Annotated in this window: 12 protein-coding genes and 1 pseudogene; 11 read left to right on the top strand and 2 right to left on the bottom strand. The window is 64.1% G+C overall.

All coding sequences use genetic code 11. The features are described from left to right. The first annotated feature begins 160 nt into the window (after window positions 1-160). The 3 genes from ACP2WS_RS04155 to ACP2WS_RS04145 all read left to right on the top strand — a co-directional run bounded on the left by ACP2WS_RS04155 (window position 161) and on the right by ACP2WS_RS04145 (window position 3,995). Window positions 161-1,072, top strand: a complete 912-nt coding sequence (locus ACP2WS_RS04155; protein ID WP_426459650.1) for a GNAT family N-acetyltransferase — start codon at window positions 161-163, stop codon at window positions 1,070-1,072. A gap of 240 nt (window positions 1,073-1,312) precedes the next feature. After that, on the top strand, window positions 1,313-3,409 hold the full coding sequence (ppk1, locus tag ACP2WS_RS04150) for a polyphosphate kinase 1 (RefSeq protein WP_426459649.1): 2,097 nt from the start codon (window positions 1,313-1,315) through the stop codon (window positions 3,407-3,409). Between the two features lie 124 nt (window positions 3,410-3,533). Then, window positions 3,534-3,995: a SixA phosphatase family protein gene (locus ACP2WS_RS04145; protein WP_374493126.1), complete on the top strand. Its 462-nt coding sequence runs from the start codon at window positions 3,534-3,536 to the stop codon at window positions 3,993-3,995. Window positions 3,996-4,099: 104 nt separating this feature from the next. Here the strand turns inward: ACP2WS_RS04145 and ACP2WS_RS04140 are convergent, their stop codons facing one another. Continuing rightward, window positions 4,100-5,599, bottom strand: a complete 1,500-nt coding sequence (locus tag ACP2WS_RS04140; protein ID WP_374493124.1) for a Ppx/GppA phosphatase family protein — start codon at window positions 5,597-5,599, stop codon at window positions 4,100-4,102. Between the two features lie 374 nt (window positions 5,600-5,973). Between ACP2WS_RS04140 and pstS (ACP2WS_RS04135) the strand changes: the two are divergent. From pstS (ACP2WS_RS04135) to phoR, 8 genes and pseudogenes are all read left to right on the top strand, one after another. Next, window positions 5,974-7,017: pseudogene (gene pstS / locus ACP2WS_RS04135) on the top strand (phosphate ABC transporter substrate-binding protein PstS). Window positions 7,018-7,321: 304 nt separating this feature from the next. After that, on the top strand, window positions 7,322-8,434 hold the full coding sequence (pstS, locus tag ACP2WS_RS04130) for a phosphate ABC transporter substrate-binding protein PstS (RefSeq protein WP_426459648.1): 1,113 nt from the start codon (window positions 7,322-7,324) through the stop codon (window positions 8,432-8,434). Window positions 8,435-8,545: 111 nt separating this feature from the next. After that, the gene (gene pstC / locus ACP2WS_RS04125) at window positions 8,546-9,550 is read left to right on the top strand and encodes a phosphate ABC transporter permease subunit PstC (RefSeq protein WP_374493120.1); all 1,005 of its coding nucleotides are present in this window, start codon (window positions 8,546-8,548) and stop codon (window positions 9,548-9,550) included. Next, a complete protein-coding gene (gene pstA, locus ACP2WS_RS04120) occupies window positions 9,547-10,413 on the top strand; it encodes a phosphate ABC transporter permease PstA (RefSeq protein ID WP_426459647.1) in 867 nt (288 codons plus the stop codon). Before pstC ends, pstA begins: the two co-directional genes overlap by 4 nt. 28 nt (window positions 10,414-10,441) lie before the next feature. Beyond that, a complete protein-coding gene (pstB, locus tag ACP2WS_RS04115) occupies window positions 10,442-11,239 on the top strand; it encodes a phosphate ABC transporter ATP-binding protein PstB (protein ID WP_374493191.1) in 798 nt (265 codons plus the stop codon). A 21-nt stretch (window positions 11,240-11,260) separates the two neighbouring features. Further along, a complete protein-coding gene (gene phoU / locus ACP2WS_RS04110; RefSeq protein ID WP_374493116.1) occupies window positions 11,261-11,962 on the top strand; it encodes a phosphate signaling complex protein PhoU in 702 nt (233 codons plus the stop codon). 6 nt (window positions 11,963-11,968) lie between these two features. Beyond that, window positions 11,969-12,676 (top strand): phosphate regulon transcriptional regulator PhoB, encoded by a 708-nt coding sequence (phoB, locus tag ACP2WS_RS04105; RefSeq protein WP_426459645.1) that lies wholly within the window; start codon window positions 11,969-11,971, stop codon window positions 12,674-12,676. A gap of 189 nt (window positions 12,677-12,865) precedes the next feature. Continuing rightward, on the top strand, window positions 12,866-14,254 hold the full coding sequence (gene phoR / locus ACP2WS_RS04100; RefSeq protein ID WP_426459644.1) for a phosphate regulon sensor histidine kinase PhoR: 1,389 nt from the start codon (window positions 12,866-12,868) through the stop codon (window positions 14,252-14,254). Between the two features lie 66 nt (window positions 14,255-14,320). Here the strand turns inward: phoR and ACP2WS_RS04095 are convergent, their stop codons facing one another. Continuing rightward, window positions 14,321-15,700 carry an MATE family efflux transporter gene (locus tag ACP2WS_RS04095; RefSeq protein WP_426459642.1) on the bottom strand — a complete coding sequence of 460 codons (1,380 nt, stop codon included), beginning with the start codon at window positions 15,698-15,700 and terminating at the stop codon, window positions 14,321-14,323. Window positions 15,701-15,743: the final 43 nt, after the last annotated feature.

Below are 15,743 nucleotides of genomic sequence, written 5' to 3'. Positions count from 1 at the left end.
GATTCGGCGCAAGGAGGGGAGGGCCACCGAGGGAAAGTGGAAAGAGCAGGGAGTGTCATGCAACTTTCATGCGCTCGCAGTCAAACCGTCATGTGCGGCCCCGACACTGGGCGCGTTGAACTTCAAGTTGCATGACCGCATGACCAAGAGTACGCCATCCATGAAAGAGCTCCCGACCCCGACCTTCGATCTCTCTCCCGCACAGCGGGGCCTGCCCGCGCTGCTGCGCAAACCGCTGCGGGCCTCTGCGGCTGTGCATGTGCTCTCGGATGTGCCCGTCTGCAGCACGGCGCCGACCCCCATCTCCACCGTGGAAGCCCCTGCGCGCCGCGCCGGCAAGGCGGGCCTGGAGGCCCACTGGGCACGCCATCTGGACGAGGTGCGCGAGGCTCAGCGGCTGCGGCACGAGGTATTTGCGGTGGAAATGGGAGCCCGGCTTCCCTGCGAGCTGCCCGGGCACGATGTCGACATCTTCGACGATTACTGCGAGCACCTGCTCGTGCGCGATCAGGAAACTGGCATGGTGGTGGGCACCTACCGTGTGCTGACGCCGGCCCAGGCGCGCCGCATCGGCGGCATCTACAGCGATACCGAATTCGATCTGGTGCGTCTGCGGCATCTGCGCGCCAACATGGTGGAGCTGGGGCGCAGCTGCGTGCACGCCGACCACCGCCACGGTGGCGTCATTCTTGCCCTGTGGGGGGCGCTGGCCGAGTTCATGGCACGCAACCGCCTAGACACCATGGTGGGCTGCGCCAGCATCCCCATGCAGCACCAGGGCCTGCCGGGCGGGCATGCGGCTGCGAGCATCTGGGAACAGGTCCGCACCACCCATCTGGCGCCCATCGAATACCGCGTGACGCCCCGCCTGCCTCTGCCCGTCGACGAGCTGCGGTGTGAAGTCGCCGTGGAGCCTCCGGCACTGGTCAAGGGGTATCTGCGCATGGGAGCCAAGGTACTGGGGGCTCCGGCCTGGGATCCCGACTTCAACACGGCCGATCTGCCCCTGCTGATGCGGGTGCACGAGCTCCCGCCGCGCTATCGTCGCCTGTTCGATCTGCCGCAGGGCTGAATTTCCAACCCCCCGCCGGTGCAGGGGCGGATCAGGCTCCCGTGCGCGATGATCCGCGCCCCGTGCGAACAGGGCTGCGGTATAGTCGGCCCATGCACGCAGAAGGTGCACACTTCTGCTTCCAGCTGCTTTCTTTTCACTGGGTCGGCAGGGCAGTGTGCTCTGCTCCGTACCGCTTCTTTTCGTCTTCATGGCCATCGCCGGAGGTTTCCGGTGCATGGCCGGATCTGCATTCCGTCTATGTCCTCCTCCCTCGTCCTGCTCGACCGCGACGAAAGTATTCTTGAATTCAATGCCCGCGTGCTGGACTGGGCGGCGCGGGACGAGGTTCCGCTCCTGGAGCGCATCCGCTTCCTGACCATCGTGTCGTCCAATCTCGACGAGTTTTTCGAGGTGCGCATGGCCGAGCTGCTCGACGCTGCGCAGAACCACATCATCGAGGGCGATTTCACCGAGCAGCAGTATCGCCAGGTATCGGCCAAGGCCCATGATCTGGTGGCGCGACAGTACGACATCCTGCGTGACCAGCTCTCGCCCGCGCTGGAGGCGCACGGCATCTCCATCGTCTCCCATGCGCGTCGCACACCCGAACAGCGTACCTGGGTGAAGCAGTTCTTCGAGTCGCAGGTCAAGCCGCTCCTGCTGCCGGTCAGCCTCGATCCGGCCCACCCCTTTCCTCAGGTGGCCAACAAGTCGCTCAACTTCATCGTCAAGCTCGGCGGCCAGGACGCGCTCGGGCGCTCCAACAGCATTGCCATTCTCAAGGTGCCGCGCACCATTCCCCGGCTCATTCACATGCCGCCGCAGCTGTGCGGCGGACAGGACCTGCTGGTGTCGCTGCCCAGCATCATCCGTGCGCACCTCGATTCATTGTTTCCCAACCGGGTGGTCGAGCAGCTCTCGCAATTCCGCATCACGCGGCATTCCGACCTCGCCGTGGACGAGGACGACATGAACAACCTGCGCATGGCGCTGCGCGAGGGGCTGCAGCAGCGGCACTTCGGCAAGGCTGTGCGGGCGGAGGTGTCGTCCAACTGTCCGCCCGAACTTGCACAGCTTCTGTGTCACCAGTTCAATCTGCCGGCCGAGTCGCTCTATCGGGTGCATGGCCCCGTGAATCTGGTGCGCATGGGCATGCTCATCGATCTGGTCAACAAGCCGCAGTTTCTCTTTCCGCCCTATGTGCCGAGCTATCCCAAGGCCCTGCGCGGGAGCGAGTCGATGTTCGACCGCATCCGTGAAGGCGATGTGCTGGTGCATCAGCCCTTCGAGAGTTTCGATGCGGTTCTTGACCTGCTGCGCGAGGCTGTCAACGATCCCAACGTGCTGGCCATCAAGCAGACCATCTACCGTACGGGCTCCGATTCCGAGCTCATGACGCTGCTGCGCGATGCGGTCCGGCGGGGCAAGGAGGTTACGGCACTGGTCGAGCTCAAGGCGCGCTTCGACGAAGAAGCCAACATCAACTGGGCGGAAAAGCTCGAATCCGTCGGGGCGCAGGTGGTGTACGGTGTCGTGGGCATGAAGACCCATGCCAAGATGCTGCTCATCACCCGTCGAGAAGGACGCAAGCTCAAGCGCTATGGGCACCTCTCCACCGGCAACTACAACCCGCGCACGGCCCGGCTCTATACCGACCTGAGCTATTTCACGGCCGACGATGCGCTCACCGGCGACATGCAGAAGGTGTTCGTCCATCTGGCAAGCCAGAGCGAGATTCCTGCGCTGTCGCGCATGGTCATGGCCCCCTACCGGCTGCAGCAGCACATGGTGCAGCGCATTGCCCAGGCGGGCAGGGCAGCCGCAGCCGGCAAGCGTGGCCGTATCGTGGCCAAGATGAACGCGCTCACCGACGAGGTGCTGATCCAGGCGCTGCTCGATGCGGGGCGCAAGGGCGCGCAGATCGACCTCATCGTGCGGGGTGCCTGCATGCTGCCGGCGCAGCTCGAAGGCGTGAGCGACCATATTCGCGTGCGCTCCATCATCGGCCGCTTTCTGGAGCATTCGCGCGTGTTCTACTTCGGCATCGACGAGGCCGAGCATCTCTACCTGTCAAGCGCCGACTGGATGAACCGCAACATGCTGCGCCGCATCGAGCTGGCCTGGCCTGTCACGGAGCCGCAACTCAAGGCCCGTATCATCGACGAGTGTCTGCTCGCCTATCTCTACGACGAGGCCCTGTCCTGGCAGATGCGCCCCGATGGCAGCTATGCGCCGCCTTCGGCACCGCTTGATGCACCGCGCAACGTGCAGCGTGCGCTGATGGACCGGTATCGCGGCAATGGCAGCAAGCCTTCCGGCAAGACCGGGCGCAAGGTGGCGCGCAAGGCGCGTTGACCGGTCCTGGCTTTCCTGGGACAGGCGGGCCTTCGCGGCAGGGGCGGGACGTTTTTTCGGACTGGCACCGGACCGGCGTCCTCGCCAGGACACTGGCCGGCCTCATGTGACAAGGAGCCCTGGCATGGATCTGATACTCTGGCGGCACGCCCAGGCGGTGGATGCCGATGACCATATCGACGACCTCAAGCGTCCCCTCACGCGCGAAGGCGAGGAACAGGCCAAGGAAATGGCGGTCTGGCTGCGGCGGCATCTGCCCGCCGATACGCGCGTGCTGGTAAGCCCGGCACTGCGCACGCGCCAGACTGCACTGCGCCTGACCAAGAACGGCTACACCATCTGCCAGGAACTGGCGCCGAACGGCCAGGTCGATGACCTCTTGCGTGTGGTCGGATGGCCGGATGCCGGAACTGCTGCTCTGGTGGTCGGGCACCAGCCCACCCTCGGCCTTGCCGCCCAGCGTCTGCTGGGCATGCAGATGCCCTGCGCGATCAAGAAGGGATCCGTATGGTGGCTGCAGTCGCGCGAGCGTGAGGGAGAGTCGCAGATCATTCTGCGTGCGGTGCAGAGTCCGCGCCTGCTGTGATGCATCCCCAGGGATGCCGCACCCCTGGCGGGCAGCAGACACCTGCCTGACCTTGATCCGGGCGTTCCTTCTGAGGCAGCAAGGCCGGCACGGCCCTGCCGTGTTTATTTCACCACCACCTTGAAGCTCAGGCCGATCCGGTCCCAGGCGTCGGTTTCCTGCCGCAGAAGGTACATGGACTGCGGGTAGCTGGCGGCCCAGTCCCTGGAGACGCTCAGGGTGAAACCCAGGGATGGTGCCACACGCCGTGCGAGACGCATGTCGTCGAGTACCGGCGTGCGCCGGGCATGGCAGAAGATGACGGCGAGCCGCAGGCTCAACAGCAGCGAGACGAACACGGCGTCGCTGAAGTCGGTGTCGAGCTTGTGCAGCTTGCCCCGGTGGCCCAGCACCAGCAGGCTCAGGTAGTGCAGCTCGGGCAGGGCAAAGCCGGGAGCCTCGGCGTGGTCGAGGATGTAGGCGCCATGGCGGTGGTAGTTGCTGTGCGAGATGTGGGCGCCGATTTCATGCAGGCGTGCCGCCCAGCGCAGCTTGCGTTCGCGCCGTTCGGCCAGCACCGAGTCGTCGAGATGGGGCATCTGGCGGTAGAGGCTCATGGCTGTGCGCTCGACGCGCGTGGCCTGCTTGTGATCCACACAGAACTTTTCCATGAGCAGGGCCACCGATTCGGCGCGGAGATCGGTGGTGGACTGTTCACGGTCGATCAGGTCATAGAGCACCCCCTGGCGCAGGGCACCCTGCGCCGCAGCCATCTCACGGATCTGCAGCACCTCGAACACGGCCATGAGCACGCACAGGCCACCTGCCAGCACGGGCTTGCGCTCGTCCTTGAGGCCGGCGATGGTGAAGCTGGTCAGGTCGCGTGCCTTGATCAGCCGCTGCCGCAGCCACAGCAGGCCTTCCATGGTGACCATACCGGGCGGAAAGCCTCCGGCAGCCAGGATGTCCGTCACGGCCCCAATGGTGCCTGACGAGCCGTAGGCCACGTCCCATTTGCCGGCACGAAAGGTCATGGCCGCCTCGTCGAGCATCGCGCGTGCGGCAATGACCGCCTTGCGGAAAGCTCCCTCGGTGTACTTCCCGTCTGGAAAGTAGCGGATCGACCACGTCACGCTGCCGACCTGGAATGATTCGAGCTGCTGGGCTTCCAGGTTCCGGCCCAGAATCATTTCGGTCGAACGCCCGCCGATGTCCACCACCAGCCGGCGGTCGGTCGAACGTGGGAGCAGGTTCGACACCCCCTGATAGATCAGGCGGGCCTCCTCGCGTCCCGATACCACGTCGATGGGAAACCCGAGGATCTGGTGTGCCTTGGACAGGAATACATCCCGGTTGGCAGCTTCCCGCAGCGTCTGGGTGGCCACGGCACGGATCTGGCTCGTGCGGATGCCGGCGAGTCGCTCGCTGAAGCGTGCGAGGCAGTCCCAGCCGCGCTGCATGGCCTCCAGCGAGAGGTTGTTGTTCTCATCAAGTCCGGCGCCCTGGCGCACGGCTTCTTTCAGGTATTCGACCCGGTGGATCTGGCCTCGGTCGTATTTGCCGATTTCGAGACGGAAACTGTTGGAGCCGAGATCAAGTGCGGCCAGTCGGGTGCCATTTCGCATGATGTTCCAGGAATCAGGGGCAGGAGCCACCGCTGCAGCAGGCCATGCCCTTGCGGGGAGCAGAGGCCGACCATAGAGGCGGGTCTGGGGGCAATGCCTCGCGCAACTTTCCACCCTGGTGGGGAACCCATGTCCTGACACAGGGAAAAGAAGAGAAACAGAGGACACATGCCCTCTTCGGATGATAGCCCCTTTACCCCTGCACTCTCTGGGGATGTTGCGGTGGACAGCCGTCGCCTGAAGGCTCTCGGGTGTCACGAGGATGACACAGGCCTCTTTTACAGTCCCGCCCGTGTCAGCACACGGCCGGTGCCGTTTTCCGGCGGCCGACATGTCCATTCATGACGCTTGCATCCACAGGAGGAATCACCAGCATGCAATCCAACCACCGTTTCACGCTTCTGGGTCTGGCCATCACTCTGGGCCTCGGCGCCGCATCGGCCGTACAGGCCGAAGACATCACCGGCGCCGGCGCCTCGTTTCCCGCTCCGCTGTATGCCAAGTGGGCTTCGGATTACGCCCGTGCCACCGGCTCCAAGGTCAACTACCAGTCCGTGGGCTCCGGTGCCGGCATGAAGCAGATCGAGGCCAAGACGGTCGACTTCGGCGCTTCTGACGAACCCCTTCAGGACGCCGCCCTGCGTGCCAAGGGCCTGGTGCAGTTCCCCACCGTGGTGGGGGGCGTGGTGCCGGTGGTGAACATCCGCGGCATTGCCCCGGGCGCCATGGTGCTCGACGGCAAGACCCTGGGCGACATCTACCTGGGCAAGATCACCAAGTGAAATGATCCGGCCATCAAGGCACTCAATCCCTCGCTGCATCTGCCCGAGGCCGCCATCTCTCCCGTGCGCCGTGCCGACGCATCCGGTACCAGCTTCAACTTCACCAACTACCTCAGCAAGGTCAACCATGACTGGAAGGCCAAGGTCGGCGAAGGCAAGGCCGTGAACTGGCCGGTGGGCGTGGGTGGCAAGGGCAATGAGGGCGTGGCCGCCTTTGTGGGCCGTCTGCCCAACTCCATCGGCTATGTCGAATACGCCTATGTGAAGCAGAACCATCTCACCTATGTGCGCATGAAGAACGCCGCCGGCGTGGTCGTGGCGCCCAACGACATCACCTTCCGTGCTGCCGCAGGTGCTGCCAACTGGAAGAAGTCGTTCTACCAGATCCTGACCAACCAGCATGCCCGCAATGCCTGGCCCATCACGGCAGCGACCTACATCATGATGCACACGCGCCAGGACAAGCCGCAGAAGGCTGCTGCTGCGCTCAAGTTCTTCAACTGGGCCTATACCCAGGGAGATGCGGCCGCGCTGCATCTGGACTATGTACCCATGCCCAAGGACGTGAAGGCGGTCATCGCCCACTCCTGGAGCCAGATCAAGGATGCATCCGGCAAGCCCATCGCCATGCACTGATCGAATGCCGTGACAGGCATGGTGGAGCGCGGTCCATGCAGCGCGCTTCATGCTTGCGGCCCTGCCTCTGTGGTGGGGCCGTTTTTTCTGGGGACGCAGCCCCGGCGGAGCAGGCCTTTCCCTCGCACGCAGCGCATGCATGCACCATAAAAGTGCGAACGTCTTGCAAATCTCATGAATGTGTCACATGGTTGACACAAACATTTCTTACAGTCTGCCCATTCCGTGTCACGAGTCCCTGTCCTGGGGCAGGCTCCGAACCACGATCCCTCCCTCTCCCTCATTCCAGCTCGAAAGGCTCACAATGGAAAAGCAACGCAGAATCGCCCTGGCCAGCATGGCCGTCATCCTGATGGCCGGCCTGTCCGCCTGCAGCAAGCAAGGTGAACAGAAGACCGCTGGCGCCAACGGTGCCTCTGGCCCTGCCGCCACCACGGCTGCCGCCAGCGATGGCGCACTGACCGGTGCCGGCGCTTCCTTCCCCGCTCCGCTGTATGCGAAGTGGGCTTCCGAATACGCCAAGACGGCTGGCGTCAAGGTCAACTACCAGTCCGTGGGCTCCGGCGCCGGCATGAAGCAGATCGAGGCCAAGACGGTCGACTTCGGCGCTTCCGACGAGCCGCTCAAGGACGACGATCTCAAGGCCAAGGGCCTGGTGCAGTTCCCCACCGTGGTGGGCGGTGTGGTGCCCGTGGTCAACATCCAGGGCGTGGCTGCCGGTGCCATGGTGCTCGACGGCCCCACGCTGGCGAACATCTATCTGGGCAAGATCACCAAGTGGAGCGATCCGGCCATCAAGGCCCTCAACCCCGGTCTGACCCTGCCTGATGCCGCCATTGCGCCCGTGCGTCGCGCCGATGGCTCGGGCACCAGCTTCAACTTCACCAACTACCTCAGCAAGGTCAGCCCCGACTGGAAGACCAAGGTCGGCGAAGGCAAGGCCGTGAACTGGCCGGTCGGCACCGGCGGCAAGGGCAATGAAGGGGTGGCCGCATTCGTTGGCCGCCTGCCCAACTCGATCGGCTATGTCGAGTACGCCTACGTCAAGCAAAACAAGATGGCCTTCGTCAAGATGAAGAACGCCGCAGGCGCCGTGGTTGCTCCTGAGGAAGCCAGCTTCAAGGCCGCCGCTGCCGCTGCCGACTGGAGCAAGAGCTTCTACCAGATCCTGACCAACCAGCCTGCCAAGGAAGCCTGGCCCATCACCGCAGCCACCTTCATCATGATGCAGTCCAAGCAGGACAAGCCCGAAAAGGCAGCTGCCGTGCTGAAGTTCTTCGACTGGGTCTACACCGGTGGCGACAAGATGGCTGGCGATCTGGACTACGTGCCCATGCCCGCCGAGGTCAAGACCGTGATCCAGCAATCCTGGGCCAACATCAAGGACGGCTCCGGCAAGCCCATCGCCTACAAGTAAGCGGTGTTTGACTGCAGGGAAGGGGGGTCGCGCATGCGGCAGGCCTCTTGCCCTGCAGAACTTTTTCCCGGATGCTTTGCCATGTCTACCGTAGCTCCTTCCCTTCCTGCCATGACCCCTACACGCACCGATCAGCCTGCCGTCTCCCGGCCGGCGAACAACCCTCCGCCCGACACCCGGCACCGGGGAGCGCTGGCGGACATGCTCTTTGCGGGCGGGGCCCGGCTGGCTGTGTACATCACCCTGGGCCTGCTTCTGGGCATTCTGCTGTCCCTCGTATGGGGAGCATGGCCTGCCATTCAGAAATTCGGCCTCAAGTTCCTCGTGACCAGCGCCTGGGATCCCGTATCCGAGGACTTCGGCGGCTGGGTCATGATCTATGGCACGCTGGCCACTTCGTTCATCGCCTTGGTGATTGCCGTGCCGGTGAGCTTCGGCATCGCCCTGTTCCTGACCGAGCTGTCGCCGGCATGGCTCAAGCGTCCGCTCGGGACTGCCATTGAGCTGCTGGCGGCCATCCCCTCCATCGTGTACGGCATGTGGGGGCTCCTGGTGTTCGGGCCCATTCTGGCCACCTGGGTACAGCAGCCGCTCCAGAAGGTGTTCGGCAATGTGCCCGTGCTCTCTACGCTGCTTGAAGGTCCCCCGGTGGGCATCGGCATCCTGTCGGCAGGCATCATTCTGGCCATCATGATCATTCCCTTCATCGCGTCGGTGATGCGGGATGTCTTCGAGGTGACTCCGGGCCTGCTCAAGGAATCTGCCTATGGTCTCGGAGCCACTACCTGGGAAGTCGTCTACAAGGTGGTGCTGCCCTACACCAAGGCCGGCGTGATCGGCGGAATCATGCTGGGTCTGGGGCGTGCGCTGGGCGAGACCATGGCGGTGACCTTCGTCATTGGCAACATGAACCAGCTCGCGAGCCTGAGCCTGTTCGAGCCTGCAAGCAGCATCACTGCCACCCTGGCCAACGAGTTTGCCGAGGCAGGGGATGGTCTGCACCGTGCTTCCCTGATCTATCTGGGGCTGGTACTCTTCTTCATCACCTTCGTGGTGCTGAGCCTGTCCAAACTGCTGCTCAACCGTCTGCAGCGCAACGAAGGAAGCAAGTCATGAGTGCCGTTCTTCCGCACCCCGATTTCCGCGTCGCCCGCTTCGAGCGGCGCAAGCTGGTCAACCGCGTGGCGCTCGTGCTGTCGGTTCTGGCCATGGCATTTGGCGTGTTCTGGCTGTTCTGGATCCTGCTGGACACCCTGCGTCTGGGCATCGGCGGACTGAGCCTGAGCGTGTTCATGCAGATGACTCCGGCTCCCGATGATGCGGGTGGCATCGCCAACGCGATCTGGGGTTCGTTCCTGATGGTGCTGGTGGCTGCGCTGGTGGGTACGCCCATCGGCGTCATGGCAGGCATCTATCTGTCCGAATACAACCGCACCGGCTGGCTTGCCAACCTCACCCGGTTCGTCAACGACATCCTGCTGTCTGCCCCCTCCATCGTGATCGGCATGTTCGTGTCGGCCATCCTGGTGGTGCCCTTCAAGACCTTCTCTGGCTGGGCCGGCTCCGTGGCTCTGGCCCTGCTGGTGATCCCGGTGGTCATCCGCACGACCGAGAACATGCTCAATCTCGTTCCCAGCAGCCTGCGCGAAGCCGCCTATGCGCTCGGCACACCCAAGTGGAAGGTGATTTCCTCCATCACGCTCAAGGCCGCACGGGCTGGCGTCGTGACCGGTGTGCTGCTGGCCGTGGCGCGCATCGCCGGCGAGACGGCTCCCCTGCTGTTCACTGCGCTCAACAACCAGTTCTGGACGAGCGACATGAACCAACCCATGGCAAGCCTGCCGACCATGATCTACAAGTTCGCGATGAGCCCCTATCAGAACTGGCAGCAGCTGGCATGGGTGGGCGTGTTCGTCATCACCGTGGCCGTGCTGGGCCTCAACATCCTCGCGCGCCTGCTGACCCGCAAGTCCGCCTGACCTCCCATCATCCATTCCGAGGACATCCATCGTGAGTGCCGTTCCCGCTACTGCTTCTGCTCCCTTCCTGTCGCCTGCCAAGCTGTCGGTGCGCAACCTGAACTTCTACTATGGCAAGTTCCATGCGCTCAAGGGCATCAACCTGGACATTCCCGAGAAGCAGGTCACTGCCTTCATCGGCCCTTCCGGGTGTGGCAAGTCCACGCTGCTGCGCATCTTCAACCGCATGTATGAGCTCTATCCCGATCAGCGGGCCGAGGGTTCGGTCACGCTCGACGGCGAGGACCTGCTCGACCGCAAGAAGGACGTGGCGCTCATTCGCGCCAAGATCGGCATGGTCTTCCAGAAGCCCACGCCGTTCCCCATGTCCATCCATGACAACATTGCCTTCGGTGTGCGCCTGTTCGAGAATCTGGGCAAGGCCGAGATGGAAGAACGAGTCGAATGGGCCCTGCGCAAGGCCGCCCTCTGGAACGAAGTGAAGGACAAGCTCGGGCAGAGTGGCTCGGGCCTTTCCGGCGGCCAGCAGCAGCGCCTGTGCATTGCGCGTGGGATCGCCATCAAGCCGGAGGTGCTCCTGCTCGACGAGCCGTGCTCCGCCCTCGACCCGATTTCCACCAGCAAGGTCGAAGAGCTCATTGCCGAGCTCAAGAGCGAATACACCGTGGTCATCGTCACCCACAACATGCAGCAGGCCGCACGCTGCAGCGACAACACCGCCTATATGTATCTGGGCAACCTGATCGAATTCGGCGATACCAAGGAAATGTTCTTCAAGCCCAAGCGGCAGGAGACCGAAGACTACATCACCGGCCGTTTCGGCTGATGTACAGAGGGAGAAATAGCCATGCCTGAAAAGCATCTGTCCAGCCAGTTCGACGCCGAGCTCAACCACGTGTCGAGCATGGTGATGGAAATGGGAGGCCTCGTGGAGCAGCAAATGCGCCAGGCGGTCGAGGCCATGATCGACTACGACGCCGATGTGGCCCAGTCCGTGCTCAAGAACGAGCCCCAGGTCAACGCCATGGAAATGGAGATCGATCACGAGATGACCTCCATCATCGGCCGCCGGCAGCCCACGGCGCGCGATCTGCGCCTGCTCATCGCCATCTCGCGCACCACGGCCAACCTGGAGCGGGCCGGCGACGAGGCTGCCAAGATCGCCCGCACCGTGCAGGGCGTCATCCAGTCGGGCTTTGCCCGGTCGCTGCCTTCTTCCGAGCTGCGGGTCGGCGCGAGCCTGGCCAGCGATCTGCTGCGCAAGTCGCTCGACGCCTTTGCGCGTCTCGATGTGCGCATTGCCCTCGACATCCTGCGCGAGGACAACATGATCGATGCCGAATACGACGGCTTCATGCGCAAGCTCGTGACCTACATGATGGAAGATCCGCGCACCATCACCGCCAGCCTGGACCTGATGTTCCTGGCCAAGTCCATCGAGCGCATCGGTGACCATGCCAAGAACATTGCGGAAAGCGTGATCTACATCGTCAATGGCCTCGATGTGCGCCACACCCCCCTGCAGACCATTGAATCGCAACTGAACTGACGGGTCATGAAGATTCAGCCGAGAATTCTTGTCGTCGAGGACGAAGCCCCCATTGCCGAGCTGATCGCGGTCAACCTGCGCCACAACGGGTACCAGATCACCTGGGCCACGGATGGGGCAGTGGCCCAGCGGGAGCTCGATGCCCAGCTCCCCGACCTGGTCCTGCTGGACTGGATGCTGCCTGGCGAAAGCGGACTGCAGCTGGCGCGGCGCTGGCGGGCCGATGCGCGCACCCGCCAGGTGCCCATCATCCTGCTCACGGCACGAGGTGACGAGAACGACCGCGTGGCAGGGCTCGACGTAGGGGCCGATGACTACATCACCAAGCCCTTTTCGACCAAGGAACTGCTCGCGCGCATCCGTGCCGTGCTGCGGCGCCGTGCCCCGGAACCCGAGACAACCCTGCTGGAGCTGGGCCGGCTCACGCTCGACACGGGAACCTATCGCGTGCATTTCGGCGATCAGCCCATCAAGCTGGGGCCGACGGAGTTCAAGCTGCTGCACTACCTCATGCGCAATGCAGAGCGGGTGCACACCCGTGCGCAGCTGCTCGATCGGGTATGGGGCGACCATGTGTTCATCGAGGAGAGGACCGTGGACGTGCATGTCAAGCGCCTGCGCGAGTCGATGGGGCCTGCGGCCCCCATGATCGAAACCGTGCGCGGAGCCGGATACCGCATCACGGCCCACGTCCCCGTCGCCACGGCACGCTGAGCGCAGGAGGCGCACTGCTGCAGGCGATGGATGCGGCCGTGCGGCCCGCAGCCGATTCCTGCTGGCGTGCGGGGCGGAGCACATCTTCTCATCGGGCCTGCCGCGCTAAAAAACCTTTCCGCACCTTCTCCGCATCGTTTCCGGGCCTGCGGGAGATGCCACATTAGAACACAAGGTGGGTATACGAACATGAGTTGGCGTCTGACCTGGTTGATGATCGTGCATGTCATCTCGCTGGGGCTGGCCTGGTGGCTGGACCTTCGGCAGGATGCCTTCGATTCGCGCATGGTGCTGCTGTGGCTGGTGCTGTTCGACATGGCCTGGCTGGCATGGGACAGCTGGCTGGGCTGGCGCTACCTGCTGTGGGTGCGGCGCGGTCTGTCCACTCCCGCACCGGGTCTGCCGCTGATGTGGGGCGAAATGTCCGAAGCCGCAGACGTGCAGCATCGCCGCCACCTGCGCAACACCCTGGCGGCCGAAGACAAGCTCGATGTCTTTCTCGATGCCATGCAGGCCTCGCCCATGGGCGTGGTGCTGCTCGACGAGGTCGGGCGCATGGAATGGTTCAACTTCATCGCGGCCGAACACTTCGGATTCCAGAATCCGCATGACCTGGGCCAGCACATCATCCACCTCGTGCGCAATCCGGATTTCGTGCGCTACTGGGTGCAGCCGCTGAGCGGCACGGGCGTGGTCATCGTGGGCCGCAAGCACACGACGCAGCGTCCGGTGCGCCTGTCGGTGCAGTTCTTTCCCTATGGGGAGGGCAAGCGCCTGCTGCTGTCGCGTGACATCACCGCCATTGAACAGGCGGACCGCATGCGCCGTGACTTCGTGGCCAACGTCTCCCACGAGATCCGCACCCCGCTCACCGTTCTCTCGGGATTCATCGAAACCATGCAGAGCGTGGAGCTCAGCTCCGAGGAACAGGCCCACTATCTGGCCCTCATGGCGCAGCAGGCAGGCCGCATGCAGGCACTGGTGCAGGATCTGCTGGCCCTGTCGCGGCTGGAGGGCAGTCCACCTCCCGACCTCAGCGAACGCATCGTCGTGCGCGATCTGCTCGCGCAGAGCTGTGCCAACGCGCAGGCCCTGTCCGGCGTGCTGGCCAATGGAGAACACCCCGAACACCAGGTGCAGGCCGACGTGCAGGTGGACGACTCTCTATGCGTGCTCGGCAGCCGGACCGAGCTGGAAAGCGCCTTCGGGAATTTGCTTGGCAATGCCGTGCGCTATACCCCCTTCGGAGGAACGATCATCGCCTCGGCACGCATGCTGCCCGAGGGGGGGGTGCGCCTCGAAGTGCGCGACAGCGGTCCGGGCATCGCCCGCGAACATCTGCCCCGCCTGACCGAGCGCTTCTACCGCATCGACCACAGCCGGTCGCGCGAAACCGGTGGCACGGGGCTGGGGCTTGCCATCGTCAAGCACGTGGCCCAGCGTCATGGGGCCGAGCTGCAGATCACGAGCGACCTGGGCATGGGGTCATGCTTTGCGCTGGAGTTTCCGGCGCAGCGGGTCTGCCATGTCGATGCCGCTCCGCTGCACGACAGACCGATTCTGGCCGCAGTCGAGTGAGGGGCCTGCTGGGGCGGACCATACCGCTGCTCAGTCAGGTGGGCTGTCTGATCCCTGTGATGGGGTTCAGGCCAGGGCAGGTGTGCGGCGGATCTGCATCCTCAGCAGGAGCATGAACAGCAGCGCCACACCGCTCAGCGCCACCACGGTGGTCATCCAGAAAGCATCGGGGCTGTGCAGATCCATGCCCCCTGCCGACCGTACCCCATAGGCCAGCCAGTGGCCTGCCCCGAGTCCGATCCCCCACAGCAGCAGGGTATAGATGAAGGCCGGGGTACGTACCACCTCGAAGCAGCGCAGCAGAAACAGTCCCATGGTCTGCATGGCATCGGCCAGATGGTAGGCAGCCACGAAGATCAGCAGCGAAGCAGCAATGCGCGTGACATCCGGTGCATCCGAATACCAGTGCACGATCACGCTGCGAAACACCAGGGTCAGGGCAGAGGCCATCACGGCACTGCCTGCAGCCACCCACAGCCCCGTGCGCAAGGCTGCAATCGAGCAGGCATGGCGTCGGGCGCCGCGCCAGTAGCTCACGCGCATGCTGGCGGCAATGGCCAGCGACAGGGGCCACATGTACAGCACGGCCGCCATGTTGCTGGCAATCTGTTGCGCGCCCGAGGCCACCGTTCCCATGGGCGCCACCAGAAGTGCCATGGTGGTGAACGAAGTCACTTCCACCCAGATCGCCACGCTGCCCGGCAATCCCAGATGGACAAAGGCGCGCAGCGTCGGGCCATGCGGCCTTTCGGGGCGGCGCCAGAGGGCATAGGGCAGATAGTGGGGATGGTGGCTTACCAGTCGACCGATCACCCCTGCCATCAGCGCCTGGGTGACAAAGGTGGCCCAGGCACAGCCCACCAGCCCTGCGGGTGACAGCCCCAGCCCACCGAACGTGAACCACAGTGACAGCGGGAGCTTGACCATCAGCCCCCCAGCCTGCAGGCGGGTGACCCATTCCGGCCGACCGATGCTCTGGCTGAAGGTGTTGAAGCTGCGGGCCACCAGGGCAAGTGGCAGCGTCAGGGCCTGCACGGCCAGGTAGTCACGCACCAGCGGCTGGACTGTGCCCGGCACTCCGGCCAGACGCAGCACCGGATCGGGAAAGAGCAGCGCCATGGCCCCCAGCAGCGTGCAGCCTGCCTGAATGTAGACCGTCTGCCGCACGCTGAACCCCAGTTCCTCCAGCTTCCGCGCCCCATGCATCCGCGCCCACAGCGGCAGCAGTGACTGGATGAACCCCTGCAGGCCGATGTACACGCTGAAATAGATGGCCGTGCCCACCGACAGGGCGGCCAGGGCCTCGGTGGCGTATCGGCCCGCAATGAGCGTATCGGCAATCGCGAAGGCCATGACCGCCAATTGCCCGATCCAGATGGTGGTGGCATGCTGCAGCATGGCACGCAGATCGAACAGGCGGGGCAGGGCGAAGAGACGTGATGGCATGGGGCACTATCTGGAAAATCGCCCCTGCTGGACATTTTCCCCG

It is taken from the genome of Brachymonas moutaii (nom. illeg.) (genome assembly GCF_049977365.1).
GTDB lineage: Bacteria > Pseudomonadota > Gammaproteobacteria > Burkholderiales > Burkholderiaceae_C > Brachymonas.
The sequence above is the reverse complement of the archived record's forward strand: the minus strand, read 5'-3'. Positions and strand labels throughout refer to the sequence as shown.

Excerpts from the sequence above, each read along its gene's own strand:
- phoR (WP_426459644.1), top strand. The coding sequence starts at position 12,866 with ATGAGTTGGCGTCTGACCTGGTTGATGATCGTGCATGTCATCTCGCTG.
- ACP2WS_RS04095 (WP_426459642.1), bottom strand. The coding sequence starts at position 15,700 with ATGCCATCACGTCTCTTCGCCCTGCCCCGCCTGTTCGATCTGCGTGCC.
- pstA (WP_426459647.1), top strand. The coding sequence starts at position 9,547 with ATGAGTGCCGTTCTTCCGCACCCCGATTTCCGCGTCGCCCGCTTCGAG.
- ppk1 (WP_426459649.1), top strand. The coding sequence starts at position 1,313 with ATGTCCTCCTCCCTCGTCCTGCTCGACCGCGACGAAAGTATTCTTGAA.
- ACP2WS_RS04155 (WP_426459650.1), top strand. The coding sequence starts at position 161 with ATGAAAGAGCTCCCGACCCCGACCTTCGATCTCTCTCCCGCACAGCGG.
- pstC (WP_374493120.1), top strand. The coding sequence starts at position 8,546 with ATGACCCCTACACGCACCGATCAGCCTGCCGTCTCCCGGCCGGCGAAC.
- pstS (WP_426459648.1), top strand. The coding sequence starts at position 7,322 with ATGGAAAAGCAACGCAGAATCGCCCTGGCCAGCATGGCCGTCATCCTG.
- ACP2WS_RS04140 (WP_374493124.1), bottom strand. The coding sequence starts at position 5,599 with ATGCGAAATGGCACCCGACTGGCCGCACTTGATCTCGGCTCCAACAGT.
- phoB (WP_426459645.1), top strand. The coding sequence starts at position 11,969 with ATGAAGATTCAGCCGAGAATTCTTGTCGTCGAGGACGAAGCCCCCATT.
- ACP2WS_RS04145 (WP_374493126.1), top strand. The coding sequence starts at position 3,534 with ATGGATCTGATACTCTGGCGGCACGCCCAGGCGGTGGATGCCGATGAC.
- phoU (WP_374493116.1), top strand. The coding sequence starts at position 11,261 with ATGCCTGAAAAGCATCTGTCCAGCCAGTTCGACGCCGAGCTCAACCAC.